The sequence below is a fragment of the Siccibacter turicensis LMG 23730 genome (genome assembly GCF_000463155.2).
In the GTDB taxonomy this organism is placed as follows: Bacteria; Pseudomonadota; Gammaproteobacteria; order Enterobacterales; family Enterobacteriaceae; genus Siccibacter; species Siccibacter turicensis.
This window is the reverse complement of sequence record NZ_AWFZ01000017.1, coordinates 180,147-192,602: the sequence shown is the minus strand read 5'-3', so window position 1 is coordinate 192,602 and position 12,456 is coordinate 180,147. Positions and strand designations below refer to the sequence as shown.

The window sequence follows — 12,456 nt, the reverse complement described above, 5'->3', positions numbered from 1 at the left end:
CTCGACCGCTGACAAAGAAAGCCCGCACTGCGGGTTTTCTTTGTCGGTTCTTAGCATGCCTCAACACTACACGATTTTCACACGCTCTCGCATCCAGCCATAAATAAACTCTTCGTTTACTTCACGCTTTTCGGTTATCGACAGATAATATTCACCCTGACTGCAGTTGAGCGCCTGCAGCAACACGCTTTCTCCCTCTTTACCACGCCAGTCGAGATATATTTTCAGCGCCTCGAGGGTTCTTTCCCCGATAACGCCATCGACGGTCAGATCCGGGTATTTTTTAGCGGTGCGGTTAAAGGTATTAAGCCAGCGCTGTAGCCAGCGGGAAGGGTGAGCAGGCCCGACGTTTGTGCCCGCGTCGCAAAGCTCAAAGGCAATGGACAGGGACAGGCCCGCTATTTTGTCGAAGCCCGGTGCCAGCCAGTAATCTCTTTCCAGAATGTTATAGGCCTCGTCGCGGGTGAGATCTTTCATCGCACCGCGGTAGCCGTGGGCGCGGGCAGTACTCTCCGTAATGCCCCAGTTGGTCGGGCCGCCCCGATCCGCCGGATTATCAACGTAACTACCTTCAATATTCAGTATGCCATCAATGATCGGATTCATCGCTGTATCCTCAGTTGTGAGGGGTCGATCGAAGCATGTCAAACACCGCGTAGAGTGACATGAGTGAGAGTGCGAAAGCGGTGATAATTACCACTTTCCAGATGCCGTAACGCTTGCGTAGCTTTTCATCCGGTAAAACGTCCACGGCAATCTGTTGGTTAACGCGTATTCCCATGCGAGGAATGGTGACAAAAAAATCGCTAATCCCCATCGTGCGTAGATCTTTGCGAATCAGGTAAAGCAGTTGGGTAAGGTTGGCATCACTGACAAACTGGCCGCGTTCACCCCATAACGCTGAGGTCAGTTTCTGCTTATCAATAATACCGTCAGCAGCATGTTCAATAATAAAACTCAGGCAACGTGCACGCATTGCCGTCATTTTTATTGTTAATGCACTGTCGGTGTTTTTTATTTCATTTCGGGCTTCGTTATAAACGCAATTGTGATTTATGAGATAACGCTTCATGGTTCACCTTATAGAGTTTACGAAACGGATTAGCGTGGAGGCGAAACGATGTTAGAAATTACCCATGGTTAAGACAACGCTTGTTTTATCGAGCAGCCGGAAATGATTACGTTTTAGATGGGTCTCTCCCAGAAACGGAACTAAATTAAGTGCCGTTAATGTGGGTTGTTAGTTGAACTTATAATTAAATATATTCTATATTTTGTCTGGTTTTTTCATAACGTAACTGTCAATCTATCTCACTGTTTATTTTATGGGGTAAATATTTCCGGTTGTATATTTTGGCCCGGCATAAGTTGAGAATTGACGGTTTGTGATTCGCTATTCCTGATGCGCTATTTACTATCGATTGCACAGCTACCCGCTGTTTCGATAAATCACATGAAAGGAATAGAAAATGGCAACAAGTAAATTAATTAAGAGCGATAGCCTGACTGAAACCAGTAACGCTGCCGATGGTTTTAAACCTGCAAGCGAAGTTGAAAAATATAGCTATACGTCTGCTCGCGTCGCTGTCCCGGTATATAACAAATATAAAGCGGCGTCGAAGCCCAAAGTATTTGGCTATTATACGGACTGGTCGCAGTACGATGGCCGCCTTGAAGGGGATGATTCGCCGAACAATCGCGGTCGCGGTTACGACCTGGCGAAAGTATCGCCTACCGCCTACGACAAAATCATCTTCGGTTTCCTGGGCATCGTGGGAGATAAAGGCGAGAAGCAGTACACCATTGAGAACGCGGCAGCGCTCACCAATAAAAACACCAACGAACCGACGTTCCTCGACCCCTGGGGCGATTTCCAGTCTTACGTGAACTGCGGTCACACCACCAGCGGATGGGACGTCGATCCGGCTACCGTGACCCAGCAGAACGCCAAGGGTCTGCTGGGCGGTCTGCGCGATCTGCAGCAGAAAGCGAAGCAGCAGGGCCACACCCTGGCACTTTCTATGAGTATCGGCGGCTGGACCATGAGTAACGGCTTCCACGAGATGTCCAAAACCGACTCCTCGCGTAAAACCTTCGCGGCAGGCGTGGTGAAGCTGTTTAAACAGTTCCCGATGTTCAGCGAAGTGGATATCGACTGGGAGTACCCGAACGCGCCCGGCAACGGTAACCCGCACGGCCCGGAAGATGGCGCAAACTATGCGCTGGTTATCGCCGAGCTGAAAAAGCAGCTTACCGCGGCGGGCCGCAGTGACGTAAAAATCTCAATCGCCAGCTCCGCAGTGGTGGAAACGCTTGGGTTCTCTAACGTTAAGGCATTGCTGAACGCGGGTCTGTACGGCATCAACGTGATGACCTATGACTTCTTCGGTACGCCCTGGGCTGAAACCCCGACCCACCATACCAACCTGACGCCACTCACCGCCGGCGGCTGGAGCATCGAAGCCGTTGTCGACTACCTGATTGCAGAAGGTTTCCCGTCTGACCGCATCAATATCGGGTATGCCGGGTATTCCCGTAACGCCCGCAATGCGGAGATCGAAAGTTTCTCGCCGCTCAAAGGCAGCTACTCCGCCGGGCAGGGTACGACTACCGGCTCGTTTGAGTCAGGCAGCACCGAATGGTACGACACCATCTATAACTACCTCGATCTGGAAAACCAGAAAGGGCGCAACGGCTTTAACGTCTACACCGATAAAGTCGCCAACGCCGACTATCTCTATAATCCGCAAAGCAAACTGTTTATGTCGCTCGACACCCCGCGCTCGGTCAAACTCAAAGGGGAGTACGCTGCGCGCCGCAATCTGGGCGGCCTGTTCACCTGGACCATCGACCAGGACAACGGCGTGCTGGTGAACGCCGCACGCGAAGGGCTGGGGTACGAGATCGCCACCCAGGTTATCGACATGAAGCCGTTCTACTTCGAAGGCATCAACGTTGCCGATTCCGGAAGCGGCAGCGGCGATGTTCCGCAGCCGTCGATCAACCACGCCCCGGTCGCTGCGATCCAGCTGCTGGTGGTGGGCGGCTCGCGCCTGCAGCTTTCCGGCGCCTCTTCACGCGATGAAGACAACGATGCCCTGAGCTTCAGCTGGGGCGTACCGGCGAGCATCACCGTGGCGGATAAGAGTGCGGCAGTGATCGAGTTTGAGGTGCCTGTCGTGACCCAAAACACCGAGCTGCAGTTCACGCTGTTCGTGCGTGACAGCAAAAATGAGCCCTCGTCCCAGCAGCGCTTTGTGATTACGGTGGTACCGGCCAGCGCCGCGTCCGGTTCGGATACCCCGACGCCGACCCCGGAACCGACGCCTGAGCCAACGCCGGAACCGACGCCAACCCCAACCCCGGACACCAGCGGTACTGCACCTTACCCGCTCTGGAATGCCAGCACTGTTTACGGCGCCAAATGGGGCACCTTCGAAAAAGTCAGCTGGAAAGGCCACAACTACCAGGTGAACTGGTATTCCCAGGGCGAGCAGCCTGACCAGAACAGCGGGCCGTATCAGGTCTGGACGGATATCGGGACTTACTGATTCACGTCTGTCATTTCCGCTGCGCCCTCATTTTTCAGCGGATCGTTTACCCCGGCCAGCTCTGTCCGGGGTTTTTTTATGCCCTTATGGCGATCGTGGATTATGCTTATAGTTCGTTTAAACCGAACCATGAGGCAAAGATAATCTGCTTTTGACGAGCTATTTACTGGCTTATCATGGTGGCCGATTTTCATCAGATAAGAGTAATCATCATGAAACACCTGCAACGATTTTTCAGCAGCGACGCCGCGGGAGGCGTGGTGCTGATTTTTGCCGCGGCGCTGGCGATGCTGCTGGCGAACCTGGACTCCACCGCCGGGATATACCAGGGCTTTCTGGCCACGCCTGTTGAAATCCGCATCGGCGCGCTGGACATCAATAAAAACATGCTGCTGTGGATCAACGATGCCCTGATGGCGATATTTTTCCTGCTGATAGGCCTGGAGGTGAAGCGGGAGATGGTGCAGGGCTCGCTGGCCAGCCGTCAGCAGGCGGCGTTCCCGGTGATTGCCGCGCTGGGCGGAATGGTGGTGCCGGCGCTGCTCTATCTGGCCTTTAACTATCAGGATCCGGTCACCCGCCAGGGCTGGGCCATTCCGGCGGCAACGGACATCGCCTTTGCGCTGGGTGTACTGGCGCTGCTGGGCAGCCGCGTGCCGCCTGCGCTGAAAGTGTTCCTGATGGCGCTCGCCATCATTGATGACCTCGGGGCGATCATTATCATCGCGCTGTTCTATACCCACGAGCTGTCGATGATGTCCCTCGGTATCGCTGCGGTAGCCATTGCGATACTGGCGCTTCTGAACCTGCTCAACGTGCGTCGTACCGGCATCTATATTCTGGTGGGCGTGGTGCTCTGGACGGCGGTGCTGAAGTCGGGCGTTCACGCCACGCTTGCCGGCGTCATCATCGGCTTCTTTATTCCGCTTAAAGAGCAGAAGGGACGTTCACCGGCGCGTTCGCTTGAGCACGTGCTGCACCCGTGGGTATCCTGGCTGATTCTGCCGCTGTTTGCCTTTGCAAACGCCGGCGTGTCGCTGGACGGCGTCACCCTGAGCGGGCTGGGGGCTGTGCTGCCGCTGGGCATTATTGTCGGGCTGTTTATCGGCAAACCGCTGGGCATTACGCTGTTCTGCGCGCTTGCGGTACGCCTGCGCCTGGCCTCGCTGCCGGTGGGTACCCATATCAAAGAGATCATGGCCGTCGGCGTGCTCTGCGGTATCGGCTTCACCATGTCGATATTTATCGCCTCGCTGGCCTTCGCCGACGTAGAGCCCGTACTGGTAAGCTGGGCGAAGCTTGGGATCCTGAGCGGCTCTATCCTTGCCGCCGTCGTCGGCTATGCGCTGTTGAGAGTGCGCTATTCCGGCGCCGCGCAGGCTGCGCAGTAACCACACCACCGCCCGCATCATGCGGGCGGTTATCGTTCAGGGAGACGCAACTATGCCGCATATTAATTACAACCATTTGTATTATTTCTGGCATGTATGCAGGGAAGGCTCCGTCGTGGGGGCGGCCGACGCGCTCTATCTCACGCCACAAACCATCACCGGGCAAATCAAAGCCCTTGAGGAGCGCTTACAGGGAAAACTGTTTAAGCGTAAGGGAAGGGGGCTTGAGCCAAGCGAGCTGGGGCAACTGGTGTATCGCTACGCCGACAGGATGTTCACCCTGAGCCAGGAGATGCTCGACATCGTGAACTATCGCAAAGAGTCCCATCTGCTGTTTGACGTGGGGGTGGCGGATGCGCTGTCCAAGCGGCTGGTCAGCGGCGTGCTGGACGCGGCGGTAGTCGAGGACGAGCAGATCCACCTGCGCTGCTTTGAGTCCACGCACGAGATGCTGCTGGAGCAGCTCAGCCAGCACAAGCTCGATATGATTATCTCCGACTGCCCTATCGACTCCACCCAGCAGGAGGGACTGTTTTCGGTGAAAATCGGTGAGTGCGGCGTCAGCTTCTGGTGCCAGGCGCCGCAGCCGACAACGCCGTTTCCCGCCTGTCTGACTGAGCGACGCCTGCTGGTGCCGGGGCGGCGGTCAATGCTGGGGCGCAAGCTGCAAAACTGGTTTCAGAGCCAGGGGCTGGATGTGGAGATCCTCGGCGAGTTTGACGATGCGGCATTAATGAAAGCGTTTGGCGCGGCGCACAATGCGATTTTTGTGGCGCCCACCCTCTACGGACAGGATTTCTACAACGATAAGAACATCGTCGAGATAGGCCGGGTCGATAACGTGATGGAGGAGTACCACGCCATTTTCGCCGAGCGCATGATCCAGCACCCGGCGGTGCAGCGCATCTGCAATCGCGACTACTCGGCGCTGTTCACCCGCGAATAGCAGGCATAAAAAAACCCGCTTTACGCGGGTTTTCTGACAAAGCTCAACGAGCGGGCGATTAAGCCAGTTTGTTGATCTGCGCGGTCAGGTTTGCTTTATGACGCGCTGCTTTGTTTTTGTGGATCAGACCTTTAGCTGCCTGACGGTCCACGATCGGTTGCATTTCGTTAAATGCGTTCTGTGCTGCTGCTTTGTCGCCAGCTTCGATCGCTGCGTATACTTTCTTGATGAAAGTACGCATCATAGAGCGACGGCTAGCGTTGTGCTTGCGGGCCTTTTCAGACTGAACGGCGCGCTTCTTAGCTGATTTGATATTAGCCAAGGTCCAACTCCCAAATATGTTCTATATAGACAATTCAAAGGCCGAGGAATATGCCCGTTTAGCCTTCTTTTGTCAATGGATTTGTGCAAATAAGCGCCGTTAAGATGGCGACGCTCGTTACGTAGTGATGGCGCAGGATTCTAACAGCTTGCACTGCGCGAATACAGTCTTTCCGGCACAAAATTAGCGCATGGCAGACCACGGCGACGCAAAGGCGCGTAAGCCTTAGCGAAAACCGCTGCGCTTTCTGTTGGCAAAGGTTAATCGCGGGTTAACCTTAATCGTTGTACAAGGTATACTCGTCATCTTATGGCTGCAGGAACCCAGACGTTACGCGTCCTTATATTCCAGACGATGCAGAAATGTACAATCCGACGATTTTCACTGTTTTGAGCCAGTCATGAAGCTGATACGCGGCATACATAATCTGAGTGCGGCCCACCGCGGGTGCGTGCTGACTATTGGTAACTTTGATGGCGTACACCGCGGGCATCAGTCACTGCTACGTGGGCTCTGCGAAGAGGGGCGCGCGCGCCATCTTCCCGTCATGGTGATGATTTTCGAACCGCAGCCGCTTGAGCTGTTTGCGGCGGATAAAGCCCCGGCGCGGCTGACGCGGCTGCGTGACAAGCTGCGTTATCTTGCCGCATGCGGCGTGGATTACGTGCTGTGCGTGCGCTTTGACCGCCGTTTTGCGGCGCTGACCGCCCAGAGCTTCGTCAGCGATCTGCTGGTAAAACGCCTTGGCGTTCAGCTGCTGGCCGTTGGCGACGACTTCCGCTTTGGCGCAGGGCGTCAGGGAGATTTCCAACTGCTGGAGAAAGCCGGCGGCGAATATGGCTTTGAGGTGACCAGCACCCAGACCTACTGCCACGATGGCGTACGCATCAGCAGCACCGCGGTACGCCAGGCGCTGGCGCAGGACGATCTGCCGCAGGCGGAACGTCTGCTGGGGCATCCTTATGCTATTTCCGGTCGCGTGGTGCACGGTGACGAACTGGGCCGCACCATCGGTTTTCCGACGGCGAACATCCCGCTGCGCCGTCTGGTCTCCCCGGTGAAAGGGGTGTATGCGGTAGAAGTGACCGGCCTGACCGACACGCCGCTGCCCGGCGTTGCCAATATCGGCACGCGCCCCACGGTGGCGGGCCTGCGCCAGCAGCTGGAAGTTCATCTGCTGGATGTTGCAATGGACTTATATGGTCGCCATATAGATGTGATACTGCGCAAGAAATTGCGTAACGAGCAGCGTTTTGCTTCGCTGGATGAGCTGAAAGCGCAAATCGCCAAAGATGTGGTAACGGCCCGCGACTTTTTTGGGCTATGAATCCGGCGTGAGCCTGACACATTAAAACCGAAATACGGAACTGATAACCTGATGAGTGACTATAAATCTACCCTGAATTTGCCGGAAACAGGGTTCCCGATGCGTGGCGATCTCGCCAAACGCGAACCGGGTATGCTGGCGCGCTGGAACGATGACGATCTGTACGGCATCATCCGTAATGCGAAGAAAGGGAAAAAGACCTTTATTCTGCATGATGGCCCTCCTTATGCGAACGGCAGCATTCATATTGGTCACTCGGTTAACAAAATTCTTAAAGACATTATCGTTAAGTCCAAAGGGCTTGCCGGTTATGACTCCCCGTACGTACCGGGCTGGGACTGCCACGGTCTGCCGATCGAACTGAAGGTCGAGCAGCTTATCGGCAAGCCGGGCGAGAAAGTCTCGGCCGCCGAGTTCCGTGCCGCGTGCCGCAAATACGCCGCCGAGCAGGTTGATGGCCAGCGCGAAGACTTTATCCGTCTGGGCGTGCTGGGCGACTGGTCACGTCCTTACCTGACCATGGATTTCAACACCGAAGCCAACATCATCCGTGCGCTCGGAAAAATCATCGGCAACGGTCACCTGCACAAAGGCGCCAAGCCGGTGCACTGGTGCGTTGACTGCCGCTCGGCGCTGGCCGAAGCAGAAGTGGAATACTATGACAAAACCTCGCCGTCCATCGACGTCGCCTTTAATGCGGTAGACGCCGCAGCGGTTGCCGCGGCATTCGGTGCGCAGACGGTTAACGGCCCGGTGTCGCTGGTTATCTGGACCACCACCCCGTGGACGCTTCCGGCGAACCGCGCGATCTCTCTGCACGCCGATATCGACTATGTGCTGGTGCAGATCGACGGCCAGGCGCTGATCGTGGCGAAAGATCTGCTTGAGAGCGTGATGAAACGCATCAACGTCGCCGATTACACCGTGCTGGGCGAAACCAAAGGCGCCACCCTTGAGCAGATGCGCTTCCGCCATCCGTTCATGGGCTTTGACGTCCCGGCAATCCTCGGCGAACACGTCACGCTGGATGCCGGTACCGGTGCGGTGCATACCGCCGGTGGCCACGGCCCGGACGACTACACCATCAGCCAGAAATACGGCCTGGAGATCGCCAACCCGGTTGGCCCGGACGGCACCTATCTGCCGGGTACCTACCCAGGGCTGGATGGCGTGAACGTCTTCAAAGCCAACGATCAGATCGTCGAGCTGCTGCGTGAAAAAGGCGTACTGCTGAACGTCGCGAAGCTGGTGCACAGCTACCCGTGCTGCTGGCGTCACAAAACCCCGATCATCTTCCGCGCCACACCGCAGTGGTTCGTCAGCATGGATCAGAAAGGCCTGCGCGCCCAGTCGCTGCAGGAGATCAAAGGCGTGCAGTGGATCCCAGACTGGGGCCAGGCGCGCATTGAGTCGATGGTGGCGAACCGTCCTGACTGGTGCATCTCGCGTCAGCGTACCTGGGGCGTACCGATGTCGCTGTTCGTGCACAAAGACACCGAGCAGCTGCACCCGCGCACGCAGGAACTGATGGAAGAAGTGGCGAAGCGTGTGGAAGTCGATGGCATCCAGGCGTGGTGGGATCTCGATCCGCGCGACATCATGGGTGATGACGCTGACAACTACGTCAAGGTGCCGGACACCCTGGACGTGTGGTTTGACTCCGGGTCAACCCACGCCTCGGTAGTGGACGTGCGTCCTGAGTTCGCCGGCCACGCCGCGGATATGTATCTGGAAGGCTCGGATCAGCATCGCGGCTGGTTCATGTCCTCCCTGATGATCTCCACCGCCATGAAAGGCAAAGCGCCGTACCGCCAGGTGCTGACCCACGGCTTCACCGTGGATGGTCAGGGCCGCAAAATGTCGAAGTCCATCGGCAACACCGTGTCGCCGCAGGATGTGATGAACAAACTCGGTGCGGACATTCTGCGTCTGTGGGTGGCGTCTACCGACTACACCGGCGAAATGGCGGTGTCTGACGAAATCCTCAAGCGCGCTGCCGACAGCTATCGCCGTATCCGTAACACCGCGCGTTTCCTGCTGGCTAACCTGAACGGGTTCAATCCGGAAACCGACATGGTGAAACCGGAAGAGATGGTGGTGCTGGATCGCTGGGCGGTAGGCTGCGCGCAAGCCGCACAGGAAGACATCATCAGCGCCTACGACAGCTACGACTTTCACGAAGTGGTTCAGCGTCTGATGCGCTTCTGCTCGGTGGAGATGGGCTCGTTCTATCTCGACATCATCAAAGACCGCCAGTACACCGCCAAAGCGGACAGCGTGGCGCGTCGCAGCTGCCAGACCGCGCTGTATCACATCTGTGAAGCGCTGGTACGCTGGATGGCACCGATCATGTCCTTCACCGCAGACGAAATCTGGGGCTACCTGCCGGGCAAACGCGAGCAGTATGTCTTTACCGGCGAATGGTACACCGGCCTGTTTGGCCTGGCGGAGGATGAAGAGTTAAATGATGCTTTCTGGAAAGATGTTCGAGGCATCAAAGCCCAAGTAAATAAAGCAATTGAAGATCAGAAAGATAAATCTGATGGAGTAAAAGCGGGCCTCGAGGCTAAGGTTACTCTCCGCTACCCTGAAGAGACCAAAACGATCAGGCTTCTTCGTAAATTAGGTGAGGAGGTAAGATTTATCTTCCTGACCTCTAGCGTACAAATCGAGGATATTCCTTCATCATTGAATGAGCTATATCCCGAAGACAACGAGACCATAGCGGTGGAAGAGCTATATGGTGATGATGTTAGCTCTGTACGTACGCTTGTCAAAGCTGTCGTTGAGCGTGCCGAAGGTGAGAAGTGCCCGCGCTGCTGGCATTACACTACCGATATCGGCAAGGTGGCGGATCACGCAGATATCTGCGGTCGCTGTGTCAGCAACGTCGCCGGTGACGGCGAGAAACGTAAGTTCGCCTGATGAGTAAACCGATCTTTTCAACCGGGCTGCGCTGGCTGTGGCTGGTCGTAGCCGTGCTGATTATCGATCTGGGCAGTAAAGCGTTAATCCTCCAGCATTTCCAGCTGGGGGAGACGCTCTCGCTGTTCCCGTCGCTCAATCTGCACTACGCCCGTAACTACGGTGCGGCATTCAGCTTCCTCGCCGATAAAGGCGGCTGGCAGCGCTGGTTCTTTGCCGGTATCGCCATCGGTATCTGCGTGGTGCTGGCGGTGATGATGTACCGCGCGAAGGCCAGCCAGAAGCTGAACAACATTGCCTATGCGCTGATCATTGGCGGCGCGCTCGGCAACCTGTTCGATCGCCTGTGGCACGGCTTTGTGGTCGATATGATTGATTTCTATGTCGGCGACTGGCATTTCGCCACCTTCAATCTGGCCGATACCGCCATCTGCGTCGGCGCGGCGCTGATCGTGCTGGAGGGGTTCATTCCCTCCGCCGATAAAAAGCAGCCGGATCGCGCCTGACATACACTTCTTATGACGGGCGAGCGCAGGCGAACCCGTCAACATTAATGAGCTAAGCGGCATGTCAAAATCTGTACAGAGTAACAGCGCGGTGCTGGTGCATTTCACGCTGAAGCTTGAAGACGGCTCGACCGCAGAGTCTACCCGCAGCAACGGTAAACCGGCGCTGTTCCGTCTGGGCGACGGTTCGCTGTCCGAGGGTCTGGAGCAGCACCTGCTGGGGCTGAAAAACGGCGACACGAAGAGCTTTTCGCTGGAGCCGGATGCGGCATTTGGCATTTCCAGCCCGGACTTGATCCAGTACTTCTCTCGCCGCGAGTTTATTGACGCAGGCGAGCCGGATATCGGCGCGATCATGCTGTTTACCGCTATGGATGGCAGCGAAATGCCTGGCGTTATTCGGGAAGTGAACGGTGACTCCATTACCGTTGACTTCAATCATCCGCTGGCCGGGCAGACTATCCATTTTGATATTGAAGTGCTGGACGTCGATCCGGTGCTGGAGGAGCCCAATGCAGATCCTGTTGGCTAACCCGCGCGGCTTCTGCGCTGGCGTGGACCGCGCTATCAGCATTGTTGAAAATGCCCTGGCGATCTACGGCGCGCCCATCTACGTGCGTCACGAAGTGGTGCACAACCGCTACGTGGTGGACAGCCTGCGCGAACGCGGCGCGATTTTTATCGAGCAGATTAGCGAAGTGCCGGACGGCGCGATCCTGATCTTCTCCGCTCACGGCGTTTCCCAGGCGGTGCGCAACGAAGCGAAAAGCCGGGATCTGACGGTGTTCGACGCCACCTGCCCGCTGGTGACGAAAGTGCATATGGAAGTTGCACGCGCCAGCCGCCGCGGCGAAGAGTCGATTCTGATCGGCCACGCCGGGCACCCGGAAGTGGAAGGAACGATGGGGCAGTACAGCAACCCGGAAGGGGGTATGTATCTGGTCGAATCGCCGGACGACGTCTGGAAACTTACCGTTAAAAACGACGCTAAGCTCTCGTTTATGACCCAGACCACGCTGTCGGTGGACGACACCTCCGACGTTATCGATGCCCTGCGCAGCCGATTCCCGAAGATCATCGGGCCGCGTAAGGACGATATCTGCTATGCCACAACGAATCGCCAGGAAGCGGTGCGCGCGCTGGCGGAACAGGCAGATGTGGTGCTGGTGGTTGGCTCCAAAAACTCCTCCAACTCTAACCGTCTGGCGGAACTGGCGCAGCGCATGGGTAAAGCGGCGTTCCTGATTGACGATGCTTCAGATATCCAGGAGCAGTGGGTGAAAGGCGCAAGCTGCGTTGGCGTCACCGCCGGCGCGTCGGCCCCGGACATTCTGGTGCAGAACGTACTGGCCCGGCTGAAGGATTTCGGCGGCGGCGAGGCGTTGCAGCTGGAAGGGCGCGAAGAGAATATCGTGTTTGAAGTACCGAAAGAGCTGCGCATTGACGCACGCGAAGTCAGTTAAACGAGGCACGGAAATGTGCAAAAAT

The 12,456-nt window shown here is 56.5% G+C and carries 11 protein-coding genes; 8 read left to right on the top strand and 3 right to left on the bottom strand.

The genetic code is table 11. From position 1 onward, the window contains the following. Positions 1–66: 66 nt before the first annotated feature. Complete coding sequence (locus DW58_RS02705) at positions 67–606, bottom strand: glycoside hydrolase family 108 protein (RefSeq protein ID WP_024550228.1); 540 nt, start codon at positions 604–606, stop codon at positions 67–69. Positions 607–616: 10 nt separating this feature from the next. Further along, positions 617–1,072: a winged helix-turn-helix domain-containing protein gene (locus tag DW58_RS02700; protein WP_024550227.1), complete on the bottom strand. Its 456-nt coding sequence runs from the start codon at positions 1,070–1,072 to the stop codon at positions 617–619. A 397-nt stretch (positions 1,073–1,469) separates the two neighbouring features. On the opposite strand from DW58_RS02700, the gene DW58_RS02695 reads away from it, so the two are divergent. The 3 genes from DW58_RS02695 (at position 1,470) to nhaR (ending at position 5,888) form a co-directional block, all read left to right on the top strand. Then, positions 1,470–3,551, top strand: a complete 2,082-nt coding sequence (locus DW58_RS02695) for a glycosyl hydrolase family 18 protein (RefSeq protein ID WP_024550226.1) — start codon at positions 1,470–1,472, stop codon at positions 3,549–3,551. A 212-nt stretch (positions 3,552–3,763) separates the two neighbouring features. Then, on the top strand, positions 3,764–4,942 hold the full coding sequence (gene nhaA, locus DW58_RS02690; RefSeq protein WP_024550225.1) for a Na+/H+ antiporter NhaA: 1,179 nt from the start codon (positions 3,764–3,766) through the stop codon (positions 4,940–4,942). A gap of 52 nt (positions 4,943–4,994) precedes the next feature. Next, a complete protein-coding gene (gene nhaR, locus DW58_RS02685; protein WP_029696539.1) occupies positions 4,995–5,888 on the top strand; it encodes a transcriptional activator NhaR in 894 nt (297 codons plus the stop codon). A 58-nt stretch (positions 5,889–5,946) separates the two neighbouring features. Here nhaR and rpsT read toward each other — a convergent pair whose 3' ends face one another. Beyond that, positions 5,947–6,210 carry a 30S ribosomal protein S20 gene (gene rpsT / locus DW58_RS02680; protein ID WP_003856458.1) on the bottom strand — a complete coding sequence of 88 codons (264 nt, stop codon included), beginning with the start codon at positions 6,208–6,210 and terminating at the stop codon, positions 5,947–5,949. A gap of 400 nt (positions 6,211–6,610) precedes the next feature. Here rpsT and ribF point away from each other — a divergent pair, with 400 nt between their 5' ends. From ribF to ispH, 5 genes are all read left to right on the top strand, one after another. Continuing rightward, a complete protein-coding gene (ribF, locus tag DW58_RS02675) occupies positions 6,611–7,537 on the top strand; it encodes a bifunctional riboflavin kinase/FAD synthetase (protein ID WP_029696541.1) in 927 nt (308 codons plus the stop codon). A gap of 51 nt (positions 7,538–7,588) precedes the next feature. Further along, the gene (gene ileS / locus DW58_RS02670) at positions 7,589–10,462 is read left to right on the top strand and encodes an isoleucine--tRNA ligase (RefSeq protein WP_024550764.1); all 2,874 of its coding nucleotides are present in this window, start codon (positions 7,589–7,591) and stop codon (positions 10,460–10,462) included. Further along, a complete protein-coding gene (lspA, locus tag DW58_RS02665) occupies positions 10,462–10,968 on the top strand; it encodes a signal peptidase II (protein ID WP_024550763.1) in 507 nt (168 codons plus the stop codon). Before ileS ends, lspA begins: the two co-directional genes overlap by 1 nt. Positions 10,969–11,029: 61 nt before the next feature. Then, entirely contained in the window at positions 11,030–11,500 is a 471-nt protein-coding gene (gene fkpB, locus DW58_RS02660; RefSeq protein ID WP_024550762.1) for an FKBP-type peptidyl-prolyl cis-trans isomerase, read from the top strand. Beyond that, the gene (gene ispH / locus DW58_RS02655) at positions 11,481–12,431 is read left to right on the top strand and encodes a 4-hydroxy-3-methylbut-2-enyl diphosphate reductase (RefSeq protein ID WP_024550761.1); all 951 of its coding nucleotides are present in this window, start codon (positions 11,481–11,483) and stop codon (positions 12,429–12,431) included. Before fkpB ends, ispH begins: the two co-directional genes overlap by 20 nt. Positions 12,432–12,456: the final 25 nt, after the last annotated feature.